Origin of the sequence: Candidatus Njordibacter sp. Uisw_039 (assembly GCF_047730075.1) — a bacterium.
Lineage (GTDB): Bacteria > Pseudomonadota > Gammaproteobacteria > Pseudomonadales > Balneatricaceae > Njordibacter.
Genome location: NZ_CP159831.1, coordinates 2,564,444 through 2,589,142, shown reverse-complemented (window position 1 = coordinate 2,589,142; position 24,699 = coordinate 2,564,444). Strand labels below are relative to the sequence as shown.

The window sequence follows — 24,699 nt, the reverse complement described above, 5'->3', positions numbered from 1 at the left end:
ACTGCATGCTGCACAGTCTGCGTAAAATAATCCAAGCGGTGAGCGCTGCAGAGGATTTGCAATCGGCCTTGAAGTTGGTGGTACACCAGGTTAGGAGAGCCATGCGTACTGACGTGTGCTCTATTTACCTATACTTCCCGCAAACTGACAATTACGTCCTCATGGCGAGTGAGGGGCTCAACCAAGCATCCATTGGTCAGGCTTGTTTGTCTTCAGGCAAAGGTTTGGTGGGTTTGGTGGGTCTTAAGGCAGAAACCATTAACCTTAAGCGGGCTGCCGAACACCCTAATTTTTATTACGTGCAAGAGACTGGTGAAGAAGCCTTTAGCTCCTTTCTAGGTGTGCCTATTATTCACCACCGTAAGGTGTTGGGTATCTTAGTGGTGCAGCAGCGCGACGAACGCCAGTTTGGTACCGAAGAAGAGGCCGTACTCATTACCTTGTCGGCCCAGCTTGCAGGCTTTATTGCACACGCTGAAGCCACTGGTGGAGGCTTACGACAGGATGCTTTGGCTGATGGCGAAAGCCTAGACTTACATTACGAAGGGGTCAGTGGCTCTGGTGGTGTGGCTATTGGCCATGTAGCAGTCATCGCCCCGCCGGCAAACTTAGGCAAAGTACCAGACCGCAAGTGCCGCAATCCAGAACAGGAAGTCGAGGCCTTTCAAACGGCTTTGGAAGCTGTTCGACGTAAGATAAAAATCATTAGTCGAACCTTGGCACGCAACCTAAAAAACCAAGAACAAGAATTGTTCGAGGTGTATATGCGCATGCTAGATGACAATGCTCTGGCTGGGGAAGTGATTCAACATATACGCCAAGGACAATGGGCACAAGGCTCCTTGCGTCGAGTCGTGCAACAACACATCCGTGCCTTCGAGGCTATGGACGATCCATATTTACGGGAAAGAGCTTCCGATATTCGCGACCTTGGTCGGCGTATATTAGCAGAGCTACAGCAAACCAATACCGAAGTGCGTGAGTTTGACGATGCTACCGTATTGGTGGCTGAGGAAGTAACTGCGGCTATGTTGGCGGAAGTACCAGCCCATAAACTTAAAGCCATCATCTCTACCTTGGGTTCGAATAACTCCCATGCCGCTATATTGGCTCGTTCCATGGGCATTCCTACGGTCATGGGTGCGGTGGATTTTCCTTATCGACGTATGGAAGGCCAAGAGGTGGTTATTGATGGCTACATGGGGCGTATCTTCCTCAATCCTAGTCAGGACCTGCGCCGTCAATATGAACAAGCCATCGCCGAAGAAGCCTCATTTACCAAAGAGTTAGAAATTCTGCGTAATGTGCCGGCGCAAACACGTGACGGTCACACAGTACCTTTGTTAGTCAATACGAGTTTACCTCTCGATGTCAGCCGTTCGTTAGATCAGGGTGCCGAGGGGGTAGGTCTATATCGTACCGAAGTGCCCTTTATGATTAAGGAACACTTTCCATCAGAAGAAGAACAAACTGATTGTTATCGCACCCAGCTGCAAGGTTTTGCCCCTCTCCCTGTGACTATGCGCACCTTGGATATTGGTGGTGATAAAAACCTACCTTACTTCACCATTGAAGAAGATAATCCGTTTTTAGGTTGGCGCGGCATTCGTATTACTTTAGATCACCCAGAAATATTTTTGGTGCAAATTCGTGCCATGCTCAAGGCCAGTGAAGGCTTAGATAACCTCCGCATCATGTTGCCTATGATTACCCATGTGAGCGAAATTGATGAGTCTATCCGTTGGATCGATCAAGCTTTTTCAGAGTTGTGTGAAGAAGGTTATAAGCTTGTGCGGCCACCCATTGGTGTGATGGTGGAAGTGCCAGCTGCTGTATATCAAGCTAACCACATTGCTGCGCGAGTGGACTTTTTGTCTGTCGGAAGTAATGATTTAACTCAGTATATACTGGCGGTAGACCGAGATAACCCTCGGGTGGCAGACTTGTATCACACCATGCACCCAGCCGTATTAATGGCGCTACAAAATGTGGTTGATGCAGCCAAAGAAGCTGATATTCCCGTGAGTCTATGTGGTGAATTAGCAGGTGACCCAGCTGGGGCGTTATTGCTTATGGGTATGGGTTACGACAGTTTATCGATGAACGCGGCTAGCCTTCCAAAAGTCAAGTCGGTCATCCGTAACTTTAGTTTGAGCCAAGCCCAAGAGATGCTCCAACAAGCACTGCAGCAACCGGGTGCTGATGGTGTCCAGCAAGTGATTAGAGACAACCTTAAAGCTGCTGGTCTAACACGCTTACATAGCCGATATGTGGGTAATTAACCCCGCTGCAATACTCCACATAATAATGCCAATAAGGCTGTCTAGTATCCGCCAAGCCATAGGCTTTTTAAACACAGGCATAAGCCAGCGAGCCCCACAAGCCAAGCCAAAAAACCATATAAAAGAAGCGGTCACCGCGCCAAATCCAAACCATAACTTCTCGCTACCTAGGTACTGACTACTAATACCGCCAAGTAGAATCATAGTATCCAAGTAGACGTGGGGGTTCAGTAAACTAACGCTTGCTGCAACGGTGAGCACTTTAATAAGTGAGTATTCACTTCGACTATAGTCCTCTTCCATATAGTGATTTGTCGCTGCAGACTTAAACGATAAAGCACCATAAATAAACAAAAATACCACCCCACCCCAACTGATCCATAATAATAAATCAGGCAGTGCGTGGACTAAATAACCCATACCAAATATGCCCAAGCATATGAGGCTGGCATCAGTAATACTGCAAAAAAGGGCCACAGCATATTGATGCTGATTGCGCAAAGCGCGGCTCAATAAGTAAGCATTCTGTGCACCAATAGCAACGATTAGCCCCGCGCCAAGAGCGAGGCCGTTAATGAAAATTAAACTGGTATGCATGATGATTTATTGGTCCAGTTGAAGTGCTGGTGTAATGGTGTTGAATGATCAAAACAAGTTTCGTGGACATCCATGTTGCCGAAGCTGTCACGATACAAGCTAATGCAGGTACGGGTGCCATAAGCATATTCAGGTGCATCTATAAAGCAAGCAGATAGACGTCTTTCCCAGGCCATGGCAATACCTGTTTTGGGGAGTCTTTGGTCTGCAGCTATTACTGTATGTTGCATCATCTGTTGTAACTGTTGGTGTTGTGGGGGTTGATGTAAAGACTGCTGCAAAACATCTTTCACATGGTTAACTTTTGGCCAATCGCTATTCAGGCGGCCATTACTTAGACCGTATAATCCGGCAGCCAGTATTTGTGGCTGGCTTTGTTTTTCATTAGAGCAAAAAACGAGTTCGTGGTTGTCCCAAAGCAATAAATTGAAGCCTGCGAATTGGCCCATTTGGAGTTCCTCTACAAAATCCATCGCGGGTTTATTTTGACTGAGAAAGTTGACAGCTAACTGACCTCGGCTTTTGAAAGCTGTTAAATTATTGGCAGTAACCTTATTGGTAGTAACCTTAGTGTTAGTAGTTTGACGGAAGTTTGTTACTGCAGCCCAACGGCCATTCTTGTGCAGAGCCAGCCAGGTGCCGCCAGCTGCAAGATCTTTGCCTGCTAATATGTCAATGTTAGGCCACCAATGCATGTTTTGAGTGGGGCGATGACGAAATTCATCACGGTTAGCTGCCATAATGAGTGGGTAATCGCTATTGAGCTTGTGGGCTAAAACAATGAGGCACATGGCTGATTAGTTATCCTAAACTTTGCGCTTAAGGAGTGGAGCGTAGATAATAGCCTCTTTCTTACCTAGATGTGAACGCATGATTTTTGTTGCTTATATGGCCCTTGGCGCAATCGCTGGAATATTAGCGGGGCTATTCGGCATTGGCGGCGGTATTATTGTGGTGCCAGCTTTGGTGTTGGCATTTAATCTGCAGGGGATTAACCCCGAAATAGTATTCTACATGGCTATTGCAACCTCCCTAGCCAACATTATATTTACTTCTTTAGGTGCTATTCGCACCCACCAAAAAAAACGTGCCATTGAGTGGCATTTAGTTAAGCCAATTGCCGTGGGAATGTTTGGCGGATCCATTATTGGTGTCAATACAGCCCTTGCTATCCCTGCCACTTATCTACAAGCTACTTTTGGTGCTTTTGCCATTTTCTTGAGCTTAAGAATGATGTTCTTGCAACTTGACGCTGGTAAATTGCGCTTGCCAGGAATCATTGGCTTAGGGGTTGCTGGGGCTATGATTGGTTGGGTTTCAGCCCTGTTTGGCATTGGTGGTGGCAACTTTTTAGTGACATGGTTATCTAATCGTAGGTTAGTCATTCAGAAGGCTGTGGCCACAGCCAGCGCTTGCGGTTTTGCTATTGCCATTGCTGGTGCTGTGTCTAATGCCACCTTAGGCTGGGGTAATCCTATGTTGCCGTCATACAGTGTTGGCTACATCTATTTGCCTGCATTGCTTGGTATCGTCTCCACCAGTGTTGTTGCAGCTGCCTACGGTTCTAAAATTGCACATCGTCTATCACCACAAATGCTCAGTCGTATGTTTGCATGGATGTTACTCTTAATGGGTTTGCGAATGTTAACAAGTGTTTGGTTTTAAGGATAACTATGCTTACTTTTCCTAATATTGACCCGGTTGCTATACAGTTAGGCCCCTTGGCTATTCACTGGTATGGGCTGATGTATTTATTTGCCTTTGGATCTGCTTTATGGCTGGGTAATCGCCGTGCAGAGGCAGCCGGATTCACTAAAGAGCAGGTGAGCGACTTGATATTCCTTGGTGCCATTGGAGTGGTACTGGGTGGGCGGATAGGCTACATTTTTTTCTATCAATTTGAAGCTTTTGTAGCACAGCCCAGTATATTGTTAAGAGTGTGGGAAGGTGGTATGTCTTTTCATGGAGGTTTACTAGGGCTTATTGCTGGGGTGATATGGTTTGCTCGCAAACATCAGTTTGAATTTCATCAGGTATTAGATTTTGTGACTCCAATTGGGCCTATTGGTCTAGGTGCAGGGCGCTTAGGTAACTTTATTGGTGGTGAGCTTTGGGGCCGTCCTACGGACTTGCCATGGGGTATGGTATTCCCCCACGTAGACGCATTAGCAAGACATCCTTCTCAGCTCTACCAAATGGTGCTGGAAGGGGTGCTGCTGTTCGCCTTGGTGTGGATCTATTCAGCAAAGCCTAGAGCAGCCTTTCGTGTTTCAGGTCTATTTTTGGTAGGTTATGGCTTACAGAGATTTGTGGTTGAGTTTGCTCGTCAGCCAGATGCCCATTTAAACTATGTGGCCTTCGATTGGATGACTCAAGGGCAGTTATTGTCTTTGCCAATGATTGCTCTAGGGGTGTATTTATTAGTACGCAAGACCTCGATTAAAGGTTAAAATACATCCTCTTTTATTTTTTGTATGGTCTCTTTATATGCAACAGTATCTCCAACTCATGCGTCATGTGCGCGATACCGGTGCTTTGAAGGAAGACCGGACTGGTACTGGCACTCTGAGTGTGTTTGGCTACCAGATGCGCTTTGATTTGCGCCAAGGCTTCCCTGTTCTGACCACTAAAAAGTTACACCTCAAGTCTATCATTCATGAGTTGTTATGGTTCTTGCAAGGCTCTACAAACATCCAATATTTAACAGACAATGGGGTTCGTATCTGGGATGAATGGGCCGATGAAAATGGTGATTTGGGCCCTGTGTATGGATCTCAGTGGCGCTCATGGCCAAAGCCAGATGGTGGCCATATAGATCAAATTGGCCAGCTCATCAGTCAGATAAAAAGCAATCCAGACTCGCGGCGCTTAATTGTGAGTGCGTGGAATGTTGGTGATGTAGAGCGTATGGCTTTGCCTCCATGCCACATGATGTTTCAGTTTTACGTAGCCAATGGCAAGTTGTCCTGTCAGTTGTATCAGCGCAGTGCAGATATCTTCTTAGGCGTGCCGTTTAATATTGCTAGCTACGCTTTATTGACGATGATGGTCGCTCAAGTTTGTGACTTAGAGGTTGGGGATTTTGTCCATACACTAGGTGACGCACACCTCTACTCTAATCATTTGGAACAAGTTGATTTACAGTTGTCCCGTGACACCATGGTATTGCCGCAAATGCACATTAACCCCAAGGTAACTGATATTTTAGGATTTAAGTTTGATGACTTTGAATTGCTTGATTATCAGGCCCACCCGCACATTAAAGGGGCTGTTGCCGTATGAGTATCGCCTTAATTGTTGCCGCTTCTGAAAATAATGTCATAGGACGCAACAATCAATTACCTTGGTATTTACCCGGTGACCTGCAGTATTTTAAAGCCATGACCTTAGGCAAGCCCGTCATCATGGGGCGTAAGACGTTTGAATCTATTGGTAAACCCTTGCCTGGGCGAGACAATATCGTTATTAGTCGCCAAAAGGACTACCCTGCTGAGGGTATTAAATTGGTATCGAGCCTTGATGAAGCGATTATATTAGGTGAGAGTATCAACCTGATTAATGGCGCCGAAGAAGTGATGATTATCGGTGGTGCACAAATTTATGCAGAATCATTAGATTTAGCAGATCGTGTTTACCTAACGCGGGTGCATCACCACTTTGAGGGGGATGCTTATTTTCCTGCTTTAGATGCTCAATCGTGGCATGAGATCGCTCGTGAAGACATTGCAGCAAAAGAGCCTAATCCGTTTGATTTCAGCTACCTAGTGTTAGAGCGGAGTTAACCACGCCATTACATTTTTTATAATGACGTGGTTGGGGTTTAATCCAGCAGACTAATGTCTCGGACTGCGCCTTTATCTGCGCTGGTGACTGTCTTAGCATAAAACTTAAGAGCAGAGCTAACCTTTTGTGGGTGATCAGCCGTGGGCACCCAGCCTTGCTTACCCTTAGCATTCATCCTTTGGCGGCGCTGTTCAAGTTCACTATCGCTCAGCAACACATCAATGCTGCGATTAGGAATATCGATCCGAGTCTGGTCACCTTCTTTCACTTTATTGCCCAATATATCCGCTACAGCTTGGTCTTGGCTTTCACAAATATAAGCCGGGCCTTCAAACAACCAGAAGCTCTCATCAACACCTGCTTGGGAGAGTTTTTTAACAGCAGCGTCATCGGTCACTGTAATGTCCCATTTGGCCAACGCGTCTGCCATGGTTGGGCTATGTACTGTGGGTAATTCTGCGTGAAGTAAATCGGCACGATTGAGTTCGTCCAGAATAGCGAAAACCCCACCAGCGCGATGGACGTCGCCATGTGGTACTTTGGCGTACTGGGTGCAACCTTACATAACCGTGGAATTTTACGAGATAGTTCATCAATGTTGGCCATATCAAAATCAATCTCACCCTCTTGGGCTGCAGCCAATAAGTGTAATATGGTATTAGTTGAACCACCCATAGCAATGTCTAAAGTCATAGCGTTTTCAAAGGCCTTGAAACTAGCAATGTTGCGCGGCAGAGCACTCTCATCATCATTTTCATAATAACGCTTACATAGTTTCACTGCGGTCCGGCCTGCTTCTAAGAACAGCTCTTTGCGGTCTTCTAGCTTAGTTTTACCTGCTTCCATGGGTCCGCCAGAAAAAAACGCACGGAATGTTGAGGCGCATAGCGGCCATGAACATTCCTGGAGTGATTTTGTCACAGTTAGAAATACACACCATGGCATCAGCACAATGGGCGTTTACCATGTACTCAACGGAGTCGGCAATGATGTCCCGTTATGGTAAGGAATAAAGCATGCCGTCATGGCCCATGGCGATACCATCGTCCACAGCAATAGTATTGAACTCTTTTGCAACGCCACCGGCTTTATCAATCTCTCGTGCGACCAATTGACCCATGTTTTTAAGGTGTACGTGACCTGGAATAAATTGGATCAATGAGTTACACACAGCCATAATGGGCTTTTGAAAATCAGAGTCGGTCATACCGGTAGCACGCCATAAAGCACCTGCACCTGCCATGTTGCGGCCAGAGGTAGAGGTTTTAGAACGATAAATGGGCATGGGATAGGTGCCTAATAATAAATGTTGTTAAAGTGGTTAGAGCAATTCTTTGCTAAAGACTTTTGAACTGCGTTGAAAGTTGTATAACGACTGCCTGCTGGTAGGTAGTTCGGCTAAGTCGGCTGCAACAAAACCATTTTCTATAAACCAGTGTGAGGAAGCGGTGGTAAGTACAAAAAGGGTTTGTAGCCCCATGTGGCTAGACTGCTTTTCTATGTGGCGTAATAACACTTGGCCTCGGTCACCGCCACGATAGTTGGAGTCGATAGCCATGCAGGCGAGCTCTCCTTGGCGTGCATCATCGAAAGGGTATAGGGCGGCACAGCCAATAGTAGCACCATCTCGCTCGATCACGCTAAAATAATGAATTTCGGACTCTAGTAATTCACGGGAGCGGCGTACTAAGACCCCATCGTCTTCTAGTGGGCGAATCAGTTGCAAAATGCCACCCACATCATCAATACAGGCATTACGAACTTGTTCGTAGCTTTCTTTGATGACCATGGTGCCTGACCCGTCACGGCTAAAGAGCTCACTGAGCAAGGCACCGTCTTCTTGGTAGCTTAATAAGTGGCCCCGTGCCACCCCTGCATCACACGCTTTGGACAACACGTCAATATGCATGGATAAATCAGTCCAACTATCACCACTGCTTTGATGTTGGTGGACTAAACGGTGGCCAGCCCGGGTGAGTAACTCAACAACCTGCTCGCCGCGAGAGTTACTGATGCCCTTGTCGGCGCCAAAAACAATAAGTTTGTCAGCTTGTAAACTGGCAGCCACACGGCCTGCAACTTGGGCTGCAGCTAGGTTAAAGGTTTCACCTGTAGGGGAGTAACCTAAACAGGATATGAGCACAAGGTTGCCATCATTAAGCTGTTTACCAATGGCTTCTGAATCGACCCTTCTAACTTCACCAGTGTAGGCAAAATCAACCCCATTTTTTACGCCAATGGGGCGAGCAGTGATAAAATTACCACGGCTAGTGCGAATGCGAGAGCCCTGCATGGGTGAATTTGCCAAACCCATAGAAAAACGCGCCTCTAGTTGCATTGCTTGGCGGCCAACTGTGGCCTGCACTAAAGCCAGCTGATCTAAATCGGTAATGCGTAAGCCGTTATGGAACTGGCTCTCCATAGCTGCCTCGCCACAAGCCTTTTGGATTTGTGGGCGGCTGCCATGCACTAAAACCAGCTTGACACCTAAGCTATTGAGGAGGTTAATGTCGTGAATGGTATGGGCAAAGTTATCATGGGCCAAGGCTTCGCCAGGTAAATAAATGACAAAAGTACGACCACGGTGAGCATTGATGTAAGGTGCAGAGTGACGGAACCAGTTCACATATTGCTGATTGGTTTCGATCACTTTAATTACCTATAGTTATGGGTTGAGACAGGTACTATTAAGCCGCGCTGCGGCCCTTCTGTCAATCACACAAAGAGGACTTATTTAGAAAAAGTCTACCTCAGGTACTTGCTCAGCTTTAATTTCCTCATCTAGATGGGTAATGATGGGTAAACTAAAGCGAAAACGGGCGCCGCCATCAGGGTTGCCAGTAGCTGCGATGTAACCATTATGAGCGTTAATAATTTCCTTTACGATGGATAAACCTAAGCCAGTACCACCAGCTCCAGTATTGGTTTTACTACTCTGAATAAACTTGTCAAATATGGTGGTTTCCTCTTCTTGAGGAATTCCTAAGCCTTGGTCATCAACCACGACAGTCAACAAATCCGTTTCGGCATGCTGTACATTGGGTTGAGCACTAATATGCGGGTCAAAGAAAATAGTAATTTGCTTACCAATTGGGGTAAATTTTATAGCGTTAGAAAGTAAATTAATAAGCACTTGAAGAATTTTTTCTTTATCAAAATAAGTGATAGTGTTGAGGTCTGTGGCTTCGATAACAACTGTTAATTCACGATCGGTAATGAGCGTTTCTACCTCTTCAGTTGCGCGTTTAATAATATCTACTAGGTTGCCCTGCTGCATGAGGAATTCCATCTTGCCAGATTCCAATTTAGACAAGTTCAACAAGTCATTTAACAACCGTAGTAAACGATTACCACCCCCCCGAATTCGGTCAAAATAATGGCCAAGCTTTTCCAGTTCGACTTTGTGCAAGCGCGAATGGCCCATGTTGGAAAAGCTTAAGATAGCGTGCATTGGTGTGCGTAATTCGTGTGACATATTAGCCAAAAATTCAGATTTAAAACGACCGGCCTTAGCATCTGATTCAATGGCTTTTATGCGGGCTTCTGCACCATTGAGCAATACTGCTGCGTTATCTTTGACGCGGCCGTGTCGATCCGGTTGATCCAGGGGCATATTGCGAACAAGTAAGCTGATGTGCTCATAGTTAATAATAGTGTGTTCGCCAAAGTCAAATAAGCGACCTTTGTCCTTTAATCGACTGAGGAACTGAAACTCTTGTTCTTGGCCATTAAATTCTTGGTCACAAATATTGATCGTGCCAGATTCAACCCTAAGCTGTAATGCAGACGATAGACCAAACGCACGCATAGCTTTGAATATCAGCTGACCTACCGCAACATGATCTTTGCACGAAAAGCTGTTTTCAAGAAAATTAATGACTACACCAAGCTCACCATTAGCACGCAAAGCCATAAATGCAATATCATTCGCATCCTTAAGGTCTGCTTGTAACTGTGACACATCTGCATCTTTAGGGGCGGTCACGTCGGTCATTTGATTGTGTAATTCTGTCATGGCGTACTTTAGTTACAGGCGAATTAATGGCACAAAAATAATGTATAACTTGATTATAAGTGAATTTTTCCGTTAGGGTCTAGGTTTTCTGTGTAACCCTAATGACACTTTAACCACCCTAGGCTACGATTACTTACTTGTTTTTGGCCCCGTGAAGATTATTTTTGGGAGGAATGTTTATGGCGATTGTTGTGGCGCCCGAAAATCAACACGTAATTGACGCCCTACCAGACGCGCTGCAAGACGAAGTCCTGCAGCGCTTTGCAGCGCTTATGGAGCAAGCTAACGATGCCCAATGGCAACGCGCTGACACACAACTACAACTTATTAATGTCATTGCTGCAAGCCCATTTTCAGTACAGCTTTTTTTGCTTAACCCACATTTACTAGACCACGACTTCCTCACGGCAGCTTTTTTGAAAGATCAATTGCAGGTTCTGTTAGCTGAAACTATGGTTAAGGTCGCTAGCGAAACGGATCTCCACCAGTGCTTGAGACAGTTTAGAAAAGCCCATCAAGTGCGCTTGATTTGGCGTAATCGCTGTTGTTTGGGTACGAGTCAGCAATTAGTAGAAGAGCTATCTAACCTAGCAGACGTTTGTGTGGACGAGGCCTTGAAGTGGTTGCATAACGACTGTGTTAAGCAATGGGGCCAACCCACTAGCCATGACGGAAAGCCGCAGGAATTAGTGGTGTTAGGCATGGGTAAACTCGGTGGTAGGGAGCTCAATTTATCGTCTGACATAGACCTCATATTTAGTTTTCCTGCTGGTGGTGAAACCCAAGGTGGCCGGCGCAGCTTGGATAATCAACAGTTTTTCATTCGTCTAGGGCAGCGCTTAATTCAGGCCATTGATGTGGTGACTGCCGATGGTTTTGTGTTTCGGGTAGATATGCGTCTAAGGCCTTATGGTAAGAGTGGAGCCTTGTCTTTGAGTTTTGATGCCATGGAAATCTATTATCAACAGCAAGGGCGTGAATGGGAAAGATATGCGTTTATTAAAGCCCGGATTGTAGCTGGAAATCAGGCCCAAGGTAGGCAGCTGTTGGAGCTATTACGTCCATTCATATACCGAAGGTACTTAGATTTTAGTGCTATTGAATCCTTGCGCAGCCTCAAGCAAATGATTGCTAGTGAAGTTCGCCGCCGCGGTTTACAGCAAAACGTTAAATTGGGCACTGGTGGTATCCGTGAAGTGGAATTTATTGCCCAAGCATTCCAATTAATTCGAGGTGGCCGGGATATTCGTTTACGAACGAGCAGTTTAATGGTGGTGTTAAACCTGTTGCCAGAGACGGCAGGTTTAGCACTAGCTGATGTAGAAAGGTTGCGTAAATACTATTGGTTTTTGCGTGATGTCGAGCATGCCTTGCAGGCGGTACATGATAACCAAACGCAAGACTTACCCAGCCAAGAGGCCGAACAAGCAAGGCTGGCTTTTGCTCTAGAGTTTTCTTCTTGGCACAGTTTGCAAACGCAGATTAATACCGCTAGAGATTTCATTCATCAACAGTTTGAACTGGTGGTGGCTTTAAAGGACAATAACGAGCACCAAGGACTAGATCATCAATTAAGTCAATTGTGGGCCGAAATATCCCACAGTGCTCGGCAAACTGACCAGCTTACATTACTACCTGAATGGCAGGATATATTAACCCAAGCTGGGTTTGCCGATGCCAGCCATATTCTGCAACATCTTTGGGCGTTGCACCAAAGTCGCCCAGCGCAAACGATGCAGCCAGTAGCGCAAGAGCGCTTAGCTCAATTAATGCCTCAAATTTTACAAATAGCGGCGCAACAAGTCGACCCAGCACTCACTTTATCCCGTGTGCTGGTGCTTATTGAAGCTGTTTTAAGGCGGTCTGTGTATTTGGTTTTACTGCTAGAAAACCCAGCAGCCTTAAGGTTGTTGGTTGAGCTTTGTGCTGCCAGCTCATGGTTTGCAGATTTTCTTGCTCGTCAGCCCTCGTTGCTTGACGAGTTGTTGGACGTCAATAGCTTGTTCAATGTGCCGGATGCGATCGAACTAAAGCAAGAGCTAGAGCAAAACCTCTTACGCCTACCAGAAGATGATACCGAACAATTAATGGAAGCCCTTAGGCACTTTAAACATGCCCATTTATTGCGCGTTGCAGCTCAAGAAGTGACTGGCCGTTTGCCGCTAATGAAGGTCAGTGATCAACTGACGTATGTAGCCGAAGCAGTGGTTGAACAGGTAAAACATTTAGCATGGCGAGAGCTCAGTGATCGTCACGGCAACCCACAAAATGAACAAGGGATTAGTGACGACTTTATTGTCGTGGGCTACGGCAAAGTAGGCGGCTGGGAACTCAGCTATGGTTCGGATTTAGATTTGGTGTTTATTTATGATATGCCTTCTCAAACTGAAACTGACGGGCGCAAACCTGTAGCCAACAGTGTGTTTTTTACTCGCCTCGGCCAACGTATCATCAACTATTTAAATACCGTCACTGCTGCAGGACAGCTGTTTGAAGTGGATATGCGACTGAGGCCAGACGGTGCTAAAGGTTTATTGGTCTCCACTTTGGCCGCTTTTACCCAATACCAATTATACGAGGCTTGGACATGGGAGCACCAGGCCCTAGTACGGGCTCGGCCAATTGCTGGCAGCAACAAACTGTCTACGGACTTTATAGAAGTCCGTAAACAAGTGTTATGCCAAGTTAGACAGCAAGCCGATTTAAAACAAGAAGTTATTGATATGCGAGAAAAAATGCGTCAACAGCTGGCCAGTAAACCCGATGCAGATGGGTTGACTACGCAATTTCACCTTAAGCATGATGAGGGCGGTATCGTCGATATTGAATTCATGGTCCAGTATGGTGTGCTTGCTCACGCCCATAGATGTCAAAAATTACTTACCTACACTGACAACATTCGTATTTTGGAAGGTTTTGAAATACAGGGAATTCTGACAGTGTCTCAAGCCCATGATTTACGTGAGGCCTACCAGACTATGAGAGCTGTTGAACATCGCCTTACTTTGCAGAATCAAGCTGGTGAAGTGTCTACTGATGATTTGCGTGAACAGCGTCAAAAAGTAAAGGCTATATGGGCGACTATGATGTGCTCTTAATAGCCCTAAGGGGTTATAATTTGTGCCTTTAATAAATCTTAGGGCTATTGTCTGGGCGCGTTTTAAAGCGGCGGTGTAACCACAAGTATTGGCTGGGTTTCAGCCGCACCTTCGCCTCAATAGCGGCATTTAGATCTGCAGCATCTGCGACAAGGTCGCCACTAGGGATGTTGGCTAGGCTGTCTGATACTGTGAGTAGATAACGTTGATCTTGATGGGTGCGGTGATGACTAAACTGCAACACCTTAGCCCCTGTAGCCGCAGCTAAGCGACTAACAATAGGAGTGGTGGCGGCCTCTACACCAAAAAAAGGCGCAAATACCGAGCGATCTGGGCCAACATCTTGATCCGGCGCCAACCATACTATCTCCCCTTGTTTGAGTAATCGCATGACTTGGCGAATGTCTTCTCGCTCTACCATGCCTGGTAAATGGTTTAACCGCCCGCGGCGAATGATGCTATCTATTAAAGCATTACTATGGCGTTGGTAAGTAGCATAGTATGGGTAACTAGGTGCCAATAAAATTCCACCTAAATCAAGACTGGTGTAATGGGCACCTACCAATAGCACACCGCGACCTTGTGCTTGTGCTTGTTCAATTAACTTCCCGCCTTCGATAGACACTCGATGACTCAGCGTTTTACGGGAACTCCACCACGCCATCGAGGTCTCAATAATGCCGATACCATTGTCAGCAAAAGTTTGGCGTACCATATGCCGTTGTTCTGCAGCCGTTAAATGGCTAAAGCAGAGGCCAATATTGGTTTCGGCAATGAATCTTCTGCGGCCAGATAACTGATACAATAGCCAACCAAGCGCTCGACCCATTGCTATGCGCCATGCCCAAGGCAGAGCAATGATGCAGCGAATGCAGCCTAAACCAAACCAAATGGGCCAGTATTTAACAGCGTAAAATTTGGTTAACGATGGTTTGTCGGATAGCATATAGAATTCGACTTGAATTAAGGGATAAATTGGCGCCGATAAGCGCTAATTTAATTGATAACAGAGTGTTAGTTTACACTGAGCTAGCGATGCCAGCTAGAGAAACTAGCGTTCTATCTAATACAAGGACAATAAATGAGTAAGCCGGTAGGTCCCGTCACGACTAACAGCGCTCAACCAACTTTAGGTGCTTGGAGTGCCTACAAACGCTTATTGGGCTATGTATTACAGCACGGGTTAATCTTCTGCGTTAGTCTTGTTGGTTTTGTTCTGTTTGCAATAACCCAGCCAGCTTTTGCCAGCCTAATGGAATATATGGTTGATAGTGTTGAGAATAGCGACGGCGCTGCTCGCATTATCATACCTGCTGCAGTACTCGTGATATTTTTGGTGCGTGGCATAGGCTTCTTTTTGGGCAATTACGGTATTACCTACGTGGCCAGACGGGTGATCCACCAGCTACGCTTAGACATATTTGATCGGCTATTGGTGCTACCTGCGAGATTTTACCACCGTAATTCATCGGCAACCCTATTGTCAAAGCTTACCTTTAACGTAGAACAAGTCACTGGCGCAGCAACTGATGCACTAAAGATATTTGTCCGTGAAGGGCTTACCATTGTTGGTTTGCTAGCCTATATTGTGTATTTAAACTGGCAGCTATCGCTGGTATTTTTGACCGTGGGCCCATTTATTGGCTGGGTGGTGAATAAAGCCTCCAAGCGCTTTAGAAATATAAGTGCTAATTTGCAGGACAGTATGGGGCAAGTTACAGCCAGTGCCAGTGAGGCTATTAAAGGTTATGAAGTGGTGCGTGTGTTTGGTGCGCAAGAACAGGAGCGACAAGGCTTTTCGGCTGCGAGTAATAACAATCGGCAGCAGGCTATGAAGCTGGCTTTGGTGGAGTCTATTTCTACGCCCTTGGTACAAATGATCGTGGCGCTAGCGATGGCTAGTTTAATTTATTTGGCGCTACATCCAAGTATAATTAACACTATGAGTGCGGGGCAATTTATCGCATTCATCACCGCCTCAGGCATGCTCACTAAACCATTACGTTCGATGACAGAAATCAATAGTATTTTGCAGCAAGGTATTGCCGCATCTCAGAGCATTTTTGCCCTGCTAGATGAAACGCCAGAAACAGATCAGGGCACTAAACCAATAGCTCGAGCTAACGGTCGAGTAACCTTTGAAAATGTAGACTTCGGCTATGACGAGCAGCCCTTGTTGAAGAAGGTCAATGTTATTATTAAACCAGGGCAGGTGGTCGCCTTGGTGGGACGGTCTGGTAGTGGCAAGTCTACCTTAGTGAATTTGCTGCTACGTTTTTATGAGCCCCAAGGTGGGCGAATTTTGCTTGATGAAGACGATATTCAAGACCTTTCCCGAATCGATTTACGTCGCCAAGTTGCACTGGTTAATCAGCAAGTGGTGTTATTTAATGGCACCATTGCGCAGAATATTGCCTACGGTGCCATGCACGATGCTAGCGATGAGCGCATTATGGCGGCCGCGAAGGCTGCCCGAGTGATAGAGTTTACAGATCGTATGAATTTGGGTTTAGACACCCTGGTAGGTGAATCTGGTGTGCTGTTGTCTGGCGGGCAGCGGCAACGTATAGCTATTGCCAGAGCCCTATTGAAGGATGCGCCCTTGTTGGTGCTCGACGAAGCCACTTCGGCGCTAGACACAGAATCTGAACGTCACATACAAGCGGCATTAGACGAGGTAATGGTAGGTCGGACTACTTTGGTTATTGCCCACCGCCTCTCAACTATTGAGCAGGCAGATATAATTCTAGTGATGGATGAAGGGCAATTGGTGGAGCAAGGCAGTCATCAGCAGCTTATTGCCCAACACGGACTGTACGCCCATCTCCATCAATTACAATTTCAATCAGTTAAGGGTGTCTAAGTGTCGAATGATAAACTCAACGGTGTAAAGCGCTTAGCTAAAGCGTGTGGCTACTCTTGGCACGGTCTGACATTCACATGGCGTAATGAAACAGCCTTTCAGCAAGAGAGTTTGGCCTTTTTAGTGATGTTGCCCTTGGCTTTGTGGTGGCCAGAAACCCATTTAGAAAGTGCCATATTGGTGATGAGTTTGTTTGTTGTGCTCATCACTGAATTAATCAATACGGCAGTCGAAGCGGCTATAGATCGTCATGGAGATGAACGTCACCATTGGTCTGCTGTGGCCAAGGATGTAGCTTCTGCGGCGGTTCTCTTAGCCTTAATACAATGCGCACTGGTTTGGCTACTAGTGCTCTTTTAGCGTGTGAGGCAGGTTGGGTGTAACGTGTTGTTGCAACATAGCTGCTATTTGTTGGCGCACGATCGCAGGGCTGTATTGGTCCCTAACCGTGACATAGGCAGTTTCACACATAGCCTGATAACTGTCAGCTTTTAGTGCGATAGCTTGGGCCAGTGTGTCGGCTAGACTTTCGGCGTTAATGTCACACAATAAGCCATTTTTTAAGTGTTCAATAATGCCTTGTGGGCCTCCGCAACGAGTGGCAACCACAAGACGTTTGCGAGCCATGGTTTCAATCACCACCATGCCAAAGGTTTCACCCCGCGACGGCAGGCAAAAAATGTCCACAGCATCAATAAAATTATCCCGGTCTTGGTTACTAATCCAATCTAAGCGTTGAGTGATAGCGTTCAAATCGAATTGATGAATCCACTTGTTTATTTTTTTATGCCAACGACCTTTACCAGCAATGACTAATTTAAATTCAATGTTGCGACGACGCAGGATAGCTGCAGCCTGCAATAGAATGTCTTGGCCTTTAGTGCGCCGGAGGATGCCCATAGTCGCAATCACTGGGATTGGCTTGGGTGGGCGGCTTGTGGGTTCGATAGGGTTCAGTTCAACTAAATTTGGGATCACCTCTAAAGTGCCAGTAAAGCCCTGCCCACGGGCAAACTCAGCGAGCACAGGAGAGACACAAATGAGTACGTCAGCGGCATTAATGCCGGTAGCAGTGTAGCTGTGTAAAATCAGAATAAGTTGACAGTTTTGAGGCAATGCAGCCCGTGCCAGTGTGGCATCAATCGGTTTGTGGACAATCACAAGATCTGCATTTTGTTGTGAAAATAGCTGCTTGAGTCGGTTGATAGCGACGGTTTTTAACAGTGGTAATCGAGTGCGTGGGTAATCGAGTAGTAAGTAATCTAGCTTACGTTGCTTTAGCAGAGGTTCTAATTGTGCCTTTGGGCGGATGACAGAAGTGACTTGATGGCCTAATTGGCGTAAATTGTCACTGTAATGCAAAAAAGTCTGCTTAGGTCCGCCTAAGTCTTTACCGGATATCAGGTTGACGATCTTCATTGTTGTGGGCGTCTAAAAATAAGAGTTAACATTAGTTTAACAAACAAAAGGTTGTTTTGTACCCGTGGCACTCTTCGTTTATACCTGTTTATGCTATTTAGCTTTACCAATTGGTATTGTATTTCATCTGCTGTTTGTTTGGCGCCGCGCTGAATTTCGTCGTGGTTTTTGGCAACGTTATGGCTGGTTGCCCAAAAAGCAGCATCAACCTGTCTTGGTTCACGCAGCAAGCGTGGGCGAACTCAATGCAATTACCCCCCTAATAGAAGCCATTGTTAGTGACCTAAAACTCCCTGTGCTAGTGACTACTACTAGTGTTACTGGGCAATCACGTTGCCAGCAGTTGTTTGCCGACAACGACCGTGTAAGCTGGGCCTACCTAGCAGTGGATCTTGGTGCGGCCAACTGGCTCATGTTGCAGCGAGTTAAGCCTCGCGCGGTGTTGTTAGTTGAGACGGAACTATGGCCTAACTTAATTACCACTTGTGCCAGAAAAAAAATACCTACTATTTTGGTGAATGGACGTTTGTCTGCACGTTCTGCAAAGGCATATGGTCGCTTGTCTTGGTTAGTGGCTCCCATGCTGCAAAAGCTGACTCAATTGTTAGTGCAAGATCAAGCAGGGGGTCAACGTTTTTTAGACCTAGGGGCGCAGGCTTCTAAGGTGTCAGTTCTGGGCAGCTTAAAATATGATTTAGTGATCCCCGATAGTCAAATAGATATCACATCGGCGGCAGTGCCTGCAGGTCTGTGTTGGGTATGTGGTAGCACTCGCAGTGGTGAAGAGGCTAGTTTATTGCAAGCATGGGCGCAGCTTCCACCACAGATTAGAGGGACCTTGGTGCTAGTGCCTAGGCACCCACAACGATTCGACGAAGTGGCTGACTTATGTCAGCAATCAGGTCTACCTTGGTTAAGGTATAGTCAAATTAATTATCAAGGTGTGGTTGATGTTGATGTGCATAAGGCGCACCCCCGAAGCATACTATTAGTTGATGCCATGGGTTTGCTGATGCATTTTTACCGCCGAGCAGATGTGGTTTTTGTTGGTGGAAGCCTTGCTGACACGGGGGGACATAACCCATTAGAGGCAGCTGCTCTAGGTAAGCCTGTGCTTATGGGTCCTAATTGTTTTAACTTCACTCAAGTGTGTGACCAATTAGAACAAGTTCAAGGCTTACGAGTGACAACTAATGCGTGTTTGTTAGAAGATATTACCCAGCTATTAACTGACCAGTCGTTAAGAGATACCATGGGAGCGGCAGGCGCAGCCTTGGTTGATAAGCAAAAAGGTGCACTTAAACGCCACTTATTGGCTATAGAAGCGACTCTGGAACAGGTATTAGGCGAGTGACCAAAGTATTGTCATTGAGGCGCTGGTTCTGGTTTAGTAGCATTAGCTTTTGTCTGGTGTTGCTACCGTTGCTGCTCGCCATGAGTGCTTTCACTTCTTATCTAGGCCAGGCGCAATGGTTGGCCTATGTGACTGACACCTATACTTGGCGTGTAGTTTGGTTTTCTTGGTGGCAGGCGTGTTTATCTACTTTCATTAGCTTGTCTGCAGCTGTACTAGTGGCCCGCGCGTTAGCTCGTAGGCAATCTTTTGTGGGTCGCTGGTTATTGTTGCGGTGTTTTAGCGTGGCGTTAGTAGTGCCTAGTGTTATTGCAGTGTTTGGCATTATTTTGTTACATGGTAAATATGGCTATTTTAATCAACTCTGGCTATGGTTAGGTGGTCAACCCCACAGCTACGTTTACGGCTTAACGGGGATCTTGTTGGCCCACGTGTTTTTTAACCTACCATTGGCAACACGTATTCTATTGCAGCGATTAGATGCAATAAACGCCGAAACTTGGCGTTTATCAAGCCAGCTAGGGATGACATCAATGGACCTGTGGCGCCATATTGAGTGGCCTCACCTAAAAGGTGTATTGCCACAATTAGCTGCATTGGTGTTTGCCTTGTGCTTCACGAGTTTTGCTATTGTTATGACCTTAGGCGGCGGGCCAAAAGCCACCACTATTGAAGTGGCTATTTTTCAAGCTATACGGTTCGATTTTGATATTGCTAAAGCTGTATATTTGAGCCTGTTACAGATAGTGTTTTGTGGGCTTATTTTGTGGGCTGGTTTGCGCCTAGGAAGGCCCATCGATATATTCACCAGTCTCGAAACATCGGCCAAAAATATGCGCCCAGACCTCAAGCCATTGTTAGGTGTTGTGAGTGATGCGTTGGTGCTACTGTTGGCTACTTTGTTGGTATTATTGCCTTTGTTGGCTGTAGTGATTGCAGGTATTAACACGGCTTGGGCAGACGTTTTGCTTGACCTTCGATTATGGAATGCTTTCAGTAATAGTTTGTGGGTGGCTTTGAGTTCTGCCTTATTGAGCCTGCTAATGGCTTCAGGTTTGTTACTAGCTCAGCGTCATTGGCGTGAGCGCTATGCCGCTGCTGCTCTGGCTGTGGAATGGATGGGTTCTGTCATTTTGGTAGTGCCACCTCTGGTATTAGCGACGGGTTTATTCATAGGATTAAGCCCCCATGTAAACGTGTTTGCTATTAACCTTTATATTGTTGTGCTGGTGAACGCCTTAATGGGGCTGCCTTATATGTTACGCGTATTATCCGTAGCCTACCTTAAAATTGGTAGAGATTACGATCGCCTATGCAGCAGCATAGGGGTACAAGGTTGGTATCGATTGAGACATGTTGAGTGGCCTATATTACGCAAGCCAATTGGCTTAGCTTTGGCTTTAGTGGCGGCTATGTCTGCAGGTGATTTAGGAGTGGTAGCTTTGTTTGGTAGCCCAGATATCCAAACCCTGCCGTTGCTGATGTATCAACGTTTGGGGAGCTACCAAAGTGATGCGGCGGGTGTCACTGCCTTGGTTTTGTTGGGATTATGTCTGGCGATTTTTGTGATTTTAGAGCGTCTTTTAGGAGGCTCCAGTGATTAACTTTAAACAGGTAAGTTGTCGTTTAGGTGAGCAGCAATTTTGTTATGATTTGCAGATTCCTTTAGGCCAAGTGGTGGCAATTATGGGCGCCAGTGGGTCTGGTAAATCTACTTTACTCAACTTGCTGGCTGGATTTATTCAACCTCAAACTGATGCTGCACAAATTTTGCTTGGTGACCAGCGTGTGGATCAACTTGACCCGGCGCAAAGGCCGGTGACAAGCTTGTTCCAAGAACATAATTTATTTGCCCATATGTCGGTGTTTAATAACCTAGCTTTAGGCATACGCCCAAGCCTTAGGCTGACGGCGGATGAAATAGATCAAGTAGAAATCGCTCTGGATCAAGTGGGTTTAAAAGGTCTGGGTTCCCGCTTGCCTAAGCAGCTTTCGGGCGGTCAGCGGCAAAGGGTGGCATTAGGCCGCGCTTTGGTCCGGCGCAAGCCGTTATTATTGTTAGACGAGCCTTTTAGTGCATTAGATCCGGCACTAAGGCAGGAGATGGCGGCGTTGGTTAAAGGCCTAAGTCAGCAACATCAACTCACCGTGCTACTGGTCACTCACGAGCCCAAAGATGCCTTAGAACTAGCTGAAACTGTAGTCTTTATTGCTGATGGAAGAGTGCATTGGCAAGGACCGAGTAAAGATTTTTTGCAACAAAAGGACAGTCATATCAAAGCCTATTTAGGCCAAAGCTGCTAACCTTACAATATTGCCATAAGATGACTCAAACTATGCATAACACTGATACAGCATTGCCCACTAGCCAAAGTGCCGGGCCTTTTCCAGAAGCTCCTGAGCAGTTAGAACAAGCTGATCATGTGCTCATTATTGGTGCGGGTATTTCTGGTTTAGCAAGTGCCTGGTTTTTGCAGCAACAAGGCTTTTCTGTCACTGTGCTGGAGGCAGGAAATCAAGTAGGTGGTAACTTACAAACGGTGCAAAAATATGGCTGTCAGTGGGAGCGTGGCCCCAACTCCTTTATCAACAATCGACCAGCGATGGCCCAACTTATAGAGCAGGCCGGACTAAAGCCTCATATAGTGCTGGCAAAGAAAACTGCTCACAAGCGGTTTATTGGCAAAAGAGGCCGTATGCTAGCCTTACCTATGGGCATCTTTGGCGCCCTTACTACCCGGGTGTTGAGTATTGCTGGAAAAATAAGGGTGCTGTTTGAACCTTTTATTGGCAAGGCCACGCGGGAAGAGAGTATTGCTGAATACGTCAGGCGCCGGCTGGGTCATGAAGTGCTGGATTGGATGATTGACCCGTTTGTTTCGGGTGTCTTTGCAGGTGATCCTGAGAAGCTATCTGTACGAGCTGCGGTGCCTAAAGTTTACGCCCTAGAAGTTGAATATGGCTCTATGATTGTCGGCGGCGTTGCTAAAATGAAAGCTAAGTCGCGCCAGGAAAAACTTCAACAGGAACAGGGGATTACTCCTTTAGACGGGGCTATGATGAGCTTTGCTGGTGGTTTACACCAACTGCCCAAGGTGCTGGCTCAGCAACTTGGGCCAGCGGTAAAGCTAAATGCCCAAGTGGATAGCCTGACCTATAGCACCGAGTTTGGGTACCAGGCAAGATCTGGTGATCAAATTTGGCAGGCATCGCAGGTTGTTCTGGCTGTGCCAGCGGCTCAAGTGGCACGGCTAATAGATGATTTAGCCACTGCCGATGAAGCCTTGCTCGCTAGAGCTAAAGAGTTTTTACGAGATATTGATTACCCTGCTGTGGCAAGTATCACCATGGCCTTTGAAAAGCGTCAAATTAAGCATGCTCTTGATGGTTTTGGGTGTTTGTTACCCACTAAAGAGAACAAGCAGACCTTAGGCGTATTATTTCCTTCAAGTATTTTTTCTGAGCGCTGTCCAGATAACCAACACCTCATCACGGTATTTATTGGCGGTGGCCGTGGGCAACAGGCTATGACTTTAACACCCCAGCGGAGGGTAGAACTGGTTTTGCACGAGTTATCGCCTTACCTTGGTATTGAGGGGCAACCTTTATGGCATGAAGAAAGTTTATGGCCAAAGGCTATTCCACAATATGACTTGGGTCATTTGCAAAAGGTGGCGTTAGTCGATGAGGTGTTAGCTCAATTCCCTGGCTTGTATATGCGTAGTAATTGGCGTGATGGTGTGGCTTTAGGTGATTGCGTTGAAAACGCCCTGCTATTAGCCAAAACTGTGAGCGGCAATATGACTTTGGCCGAAACATAAATAACAGGACTTTATCTAAGCCATGTATAAACCCACATTTAAACGTCCAGATGTACGAATAGCTCATCAAGAAACCGTATACCAAGGTTTCTATCAAGTGCAAAAACTAAAGCTGCAGCATCGTTTGTTCAAGGGTGGTTGGAGCCAAGAACTGCAACGGGAATTAGTTGTGCGGTTGCCGGCGGTGGCCGTGCTTATGTACGATGCCAAGACAGATCAGGTAGTGTTGATTGAACAGTTCCGGGTGGGGGGTATGACCCATGATAATGGCCCTTGGCAGCTCGAAATGGTGGCTGGCATGATTGATACTCAAGAAACCTCCGAACAAGTGGCTGTGCGAGAATGCAAGGAAGAGTCTGGCGCCATCATTGCCCAAAGTGACTTGGAGTTAGTGTGCACATACCTTGTCACTCCAGGAGGTAGTAATGAAAGCTTAGATATTTATTGTGCCCCTGTCGATGCCAGCCAGTTAGGAGGGGTGCACGGTTTACCTACAGAAGGTGAAGACATTAAAGTGCAAGTGATCGAGCGCCAGACATTATGGCAGATGTTGGAGCAAGGTAGGCTGACTAACGCGGCCACCATTATTGCTGCACAATGGTTACAATTACATTACCCAAGACTTAAAACCCAGTGGGGCAGCCTATGAGTTTGCGCATCGCACAAATTACCGATTGCCATCTGCAAGCTGATGCCTTAACTCACTACGAGGGTGTCGATGCTGATGCTCATTTAGACCAGTGTTTGTCTTGGCTGCAGGATCATGCCCAAGTCGATCTGTTAATGCTTACTGGAGACCTTAGCCATTTTGGTAGTGAGGCGGCTTACCGGCGGCTGCAACAAAAGCTCAGTAGCCTAGCTTACCCGTGTATTTGGTTGGCTGGCAACCATGACAACAGTGACACTATGCAACACGTTTCCGGTCAGCCAGTGCAACAACTGCGGGTGTTAGACTATGACCATTGGCGGTTGCTGGTGCTTAATACTACGGATCAGCCAGATGGCATTGGCGGAGGTAGCGTGTCTTCTATTCAGATGGAAGAGCTTAGGCAGGTTTTGGAGGGTGATTCGCAGCTGCCAGTGTGTGTGTTTATGCACCACAATACGATGCCGGTCAATTCCCTATATCAAGACGATATAATGTTGGGTAACGCCAAGCAGTTCAACGCTTTAATTGCATCGCACTCCCAAGTGAAGGCCGTGGTGTGTGGCCATATACATCAAAAATTTGACCAGATAATAGGTAGTGTGCGTTTTCTTGCTACGCCTTCTAGTGCGGTGCAATTTACTTGTCAGCAACAAGAGTTTAAGGTGCAAGCGGAACTTGGTCCGGGTTTAAGATTGCTTACCCTCGCAGCTGATGGCCAAATGCAAACTACAATACAGCGGTTGCCCAAGGTCTAAAACACAAATTTTTATATACACGCGCAAAACGTCTCGCTAGTTAAACAATTACTGCTACTATTA

Annotated in this window: 21 protein-coding genes and 1 pseudogene; 14 read left to right on the top strand and 8 right to left on the bottom strand. The window is 46.4% G+C overall.

Translation table 11 applies throughout. The annotated features are described in order from the left end of the window. Positions 1 to 5 precede the first annotated feature (5 nt). On the top strand, positions 6 to 2,282 hold the full coding sequence (ptsP, locus tag ABXT70_RS12355) for a phosphoenolpyruvate--protein phosphotransferase (RefSeq protein ID WP_443640770.1): 2,277 nt from the start codon (positions 6 to 8) through the stop codon (positions 2,280 to 2,282). Here the strand turns inward: ptsP and ABXT70_RS12350 are convergent. Next, entirely contained in the window at positions 2,256 to 2,879 is a 624-nt protein-coding gene (locus ABXT70_RS12350) for a LysE/ArgO family amino acid transporter (RefSeq protein WP_443640769.1), read from the bottom strand. The genes ptsP and ABXT70_RS12350 overlap by 27 nt on opposite strands. Then, the gene (locus ABXT70_RS12345; RefSeq protein WP_443640768.1) at positions 2,864 to 3,670 is read right to left on the bottom strand and encodes an NRDE family protein; all 807 of its coding nucleotides are present in this window, start codon (positions 3,668 to 3,670) and stop codon (positions 2,864 to 2,866) included. The genes ABXT70_RS12350 and ABXT70_RS12345 overlap by 16 nt, the downstream gene beginning before the upstream one ends. A 79-nt stretch (positions 3,671 to 3,749) precedes the next feature. Here ABXT70_RS12345 and ABXT70_RS12340 point away from each other — a divergent pair, with 79 nt between their 5' ends. The 4 genes from ABXT70_RS12340 to ABXT70_RS12325 are packed head-to-tail and all read left to right on the top strand — an operon-like array spanning position 3,750 to position 6,661. Next, the gene (locus ABXT70_RS12340) at positions 3,750 to 4,544 is read left to right on the top strand and encodes a sulfite exporter TauE/SafE family protein (protein WP_443640767.1); all 795 of its coding nucleotides are present in this window, start codon (positions 3,750 to 3,752) and stop codon (positions 4,542 to 4,544) included. 8 nt (positions 4,545 to 4,552) lie between these two features. Beyond that, positions 4,553 to 5,329: a prolipoprotein diacylglyceryl transferase gene (gene lgt, locus ABXT70_RS12335; RefSeq protein ID WP_443640766.1), complete on the top strand. Its 777-nt coding sequence runs from the start codon at positions 4,553 to 4,555 to the stop codon at positions 5,327 to 5,329. Between the two features lie 37 nt (positions 5,330 to 5,366). Continuing rightward, positions 5,367 to 6,161, top strand: coding sequence for a thymidylate synthase (locus ABXT70_RS12330; RefSeq protein WP_443640765.1), 795 nt, complete (start codon positions 5,367 to 5,369; stop codon positions 6,159 to 6,161). Then, positions 6,158 to 6,661 (top strand): dihydrofolate reductase, encoded by a 504-nt coding sequence (locus ABXT70_RS12325; RefSeq protein WP_443640764.1) that lies wholly within the window; start codon positions 6,158 to 6,160, stop codon positions 6,659 to 6,661. Before ABXT70_RS12330 ends, ABXT70_RS12325 begins: the two co-directional genes overlap by 4 nt. A 38-nt stretch (positions 6,662 to 6,699) precedes the next feature. On the opposite strand, the gene ABXT70_RS12320 is transcribed toward ABXT70_RS12325, so the two are convergent. From ABXT70_RS12320 to ABXT70_RS12305, 4 genes and pseudogenes are all read right to left on the bottom strand, one after another. After that, positions 6,700 to 6,879, bottom strand: a complete 180-nt coding sequence (locus tag ABXT70_RS12320) for a hypothetical protein (protein ID WP_443642513.1) — start codon at positions 6,877 to 6,879, stop codon at positions 6,700 to 6,702. A 138-nt stretch (positions 6,880 to 7,017) separates the two neighbouring features. Next, positions 7,018 to 7,947 (bottom strand): annotated as a pseudogene (locus ABXT70_RS12315) (dihydroxy-acid dehydratase domain-containing protein); the annotation flags it as partial. A gap of 36 nt (positions 7,948 to 7,983) precedes the next feature. Next, entirely contained in the window at positions 7,984 to 9,312 is a 1,329-nt protein-coding gene (gene argA / locus ABXT70_RS12310; RefSeq protein ID WP_443640763.1) for an amino-acid N-acetyltransferase, read from the bottom strand. A gap of 84 nt (positions 9,313 to 9,396) precedes the next feature. Beyond that, entirely contained in the window at positions 9,397 to 10,677 is a 1,281-nt protein-coding gene (locus ABXT70_RS12305; RefSeq protein ID WP_443640762.1) for a sensor histidine kinase, read from the bottom strand. A gap of 179 nt (positions 10,678 to 10,856) precedes the next feature. On the opposite strand from ABXT70_RS12305, the gene glnE reads away from it, so the two are divergent. Continuing rightward, a complete protein-coding gene (gene glnE, locus ABXT70_RS12300) occupies positions 10,857 to 13,775 on the top strand; it encodes a bifunctional [glutamate--ammonia ligase]-adenylyl-L-tyrosine phosphorylase/[glutamate--ammonia-ligase] adenylyltransferase (protein ID WP_443640761.1) in 2,919 nt (972 codons plus the stop codon). Positions 13,776 to 13,803: 28 nt separating this feature from the next. Here the strand turns inward: glnE and lpxL are convergent, their stop codons facing one another. Further along, positions 13,804 to 14,721: an LpxL/LpxP family Kdo(2)-lipid IV(A) lauroyl/palmitoleoyl acyltransferase gene (lpxL, locus tag ABXT70_RS12295; protein WP_443640760.1), complete on the bottom strand. Its 918-nt coding sequence runs from the start codon at positions 14,719 to 14,721 to the stop codon at positions 13,804 to 13,806. A gap of 135 nt (positions 14,722 to 14,856) precedes the next feature. Between lpxL and msbA the strand changes: the two genes are divergently transcribed. After that, positions 14,857 to 16,638, top strand: a complete 1,782-nt coding sequence (msbA, locus tag ABXT70_RS12290; RefSeq protein WP_443640759.1) for a lipid A export permease/ATP-binding protein MsbA — start codon at positions 14,857 to 14,859, stop codon at positions 16,636 to 16,638. Further along, positions 16,639 to 16,998 carry a diacylglycerol kinase gene (locus tag ABXT70_RS12285; RefSeq protein ID WP_443640758.1) on the top strand — a complete coding sequence of 120 codons (360 nt, stop codon included), beginning with the start codon at positions 16,639 to 16,641 and terminating at the stop codon, positions 16,996 to 16,998. It abuts the gene before it with no gap. Here the strand turns inward: ABXT70_RS12285 and ABXT70_RS12280 are convergent. Then, positions 16,984 to 18,057: a glycosyltransferase family 4 protein gene (locus ABXT70_RS12280; RefSeq protein WP_443640757.1), complete on the bottom strand. Its 1,074-nt coding sequence runs from the start codon at positions 18,055 to 18,057 to the stop codon at positions 16,984 to 16,986. The two genes, ABXT70_RS12285 and ABXT70_RS12280, sit on opposite strands and share 15 nt — an antisense overlap. 64 nt (positions 18,058 to 18,121) lie before the next feature. On the opposite strand from ABXT70_RS12280, the gene ABXT70_RS12275 reads away from it, so the two are divergent. Genes ABXT70_RS12275 through ABXT70_RS12250 form a run of 6 tightly spaced genes read left to right on the top strand, consistent with a single transcriptional unit; the run spans position 18,122 to position 24,636 of the window. Then, positions 18,122 to 19,411: a 3-deoxy-D-manno-octulosonic acid transferase gene (locus ABXT70_RS12275; protein ID WP_443640756.1), complete on the top strand. Its 1,290-nt coding sequence runs from the start codon at positions 18,122 to 18,124 to the stop codon at positions 19,409 to 19,411. Further along, positions 19,408 to 21,015 (top strand): thiamine/thiamine pyrophosphate ABC transporter permease, encoded by a 1,608-nt coding sequence (gene thiP / locus ABXT70_RS12270; protein WP_443640755.1) that lies wholly within the window; start codon positions 19,408 to 19,410, stop codon positions 21,013 to 21,015. Before ABXT70_RS12275 ends, thiP begins: the two co-directional genes overlap by 4 nt. Next, entirely contained in the window at positions 21,008 to 21,715 is a 708-nt protein-coding gene (gene thiQ, locus ABXT70_RS12265) for a thiamine ABC transporter ATP-binding protein (protein WP_443640754.1), read from the top strand. The genes thiP and thiQ overlap by 8 nt, the downstream gene beginning before the upstream one ends. A 32-nt stretch (positions 21,716 to 21,747) precedes the next feature. After that, the gene (hemG, locus tag ABXT70_RS12260; protein ID WP_443640753.1) at positions 21,748 to 23,232 is read left to right on the top strand and encodes a protoporphyrinogen oxidase; all 1,485 of its coding nucleotides are present in this window, start codon (positions 21,748 to 21,750) and stop codon (positions 23,230 to 23,232) included. Between the two features lie 22 nt (positions 23,233 to 23,254). Then, on the top strand, positions 23,255 to 23,881 hold the full coding sequence (locus tag ABXT70_RS12255; RefSeq protein WP_443640752.1) for an NUDIX domain-containing protein: 627 nt from the start codon (positions 23,255 to 23,257) through the stop codon (positions 23,879 to 23,881). After that, on the top strand, positions 23,878 to 24,636 hold the full coding sequence (locus ABXT70_RS12250; protein WP_443640751.1) for a metallophosphoesterase: 759 nt from the start codon (positions 23,878 to 23,880) through the stop codon (positions 24,634 to 24,636). Before ABXT70_RS12255 ends, ABXT70_RS12250 begins: the two co-directional genes overlap by 4 nt. Positions 24,637 to 24,699 lie beyond the last annotated feature (63 nt).

Excerpts from the sequence above, each read along its gene's own strand:
- ptsP (WP_443640770.1), top strand. The coding sequence starts at position 6 with ATGCTGCACAGTCTGCGTAAAATAATCCAAGCGGTGAGCGCTGCAGAG.
- ABXT70_RS12350 (WP_443640769.1), bottom strand. The coding sequence starts at position 2,879 with ATGCATACCAGTTTAATTTTCATTAACGGCCTCGCTCTTGGCGCGGGG.
- ABXT70_RS12345 (WP_443640768.1), bottom strand. The coding sequence starts at position 3,670 with ATGTGCCTCATTGTTTTAGCCCACAAGCTCAATAGCGATTACCCACTC.
- ABXT70_RS12340 (WP_443640767.1), top strand. The coding sequence starts at position 3,750 with ATGATTTTTGTTGCTTATATGGCCCTTGGCGCAATCGCTGGAATATTA.
- lgt (WP_443640766.1), top strand. The coding sequence starts at position 4,553 with ATGCTTACTTTTCCTAATATTGACCCGGTTGCTATACAGTTAGGCCCC.
- ABXT70_RS12330 (WP_443640765.1), top strand. The coding sequence starts at position 5,367 with ATGCAACAGTATCTCCAACTCATGCGTCATGTGCGCGATACCGGTGCT.
- ABXT70_RS12325 (WP_443640764.1), top strand. The coding sequence starts at position 6,158 with ATGAGTATCGCCTTAATTGTTGCCGCTTCTGAAAATAATGTCATAGGA.
- ABXT70_RS12305 (WP_443640762.1), bottom strand. The coding sequence starts at position 10,677 with ATGACAGAATTACACAATCAAATGACCGACGTGACCGCCCCTAAAGAT.
- glnE (WP_443640761.1), top strand. The coding sequence starts at position 10,857 with ATGGCGATTGTTGTGGCGCCCGAAAATCAACACGTAATTGACGCCCTA.
- lpxL (WP_443640760.1), bottom strand. The coding sequence starts at position 14,721 with ATGCTATCCGACAAACCATCGTTAACCAAATTTTACGCTGTTAAATAC.
- msbA (WP_443640759.1), top strand. The coding sequence starts at position 14,857 with ATGAGTAAGCCGGTAGGTCCCGTCACGACTAACAGCGCTCAACCAACT.
- ABXT70_RS12280 (WP_443640757.1), bottom strand. The coding sequence starts at position 18,057 with ATGAAGATCGTCAACCTGATATCCGGTAAAGACTTAGGCGGACCTAAG.
- hemG (WP_443640753.1), top strand. The coding sequence starts at position 21,748 with ATGCATAACACTGATACAGCATTGCCCACTAGCCAAAGTGCCGGGCCT.
- ABXT70_RS12255 (WP_443640752.1), top strand. The coding sequence starts at position 23,255 with ATGTATAAACCCACATTTAAACGTCCAGATGTACGAATAGCTCATCAA.
- ABXT70_RS12250 (WP_443640751.1), top strand. The coding sequence starts at position 23,878 with ATGAGTTTGCGCATCGCACAAATTACCGATTGCCATCTGCAAGCTGAT.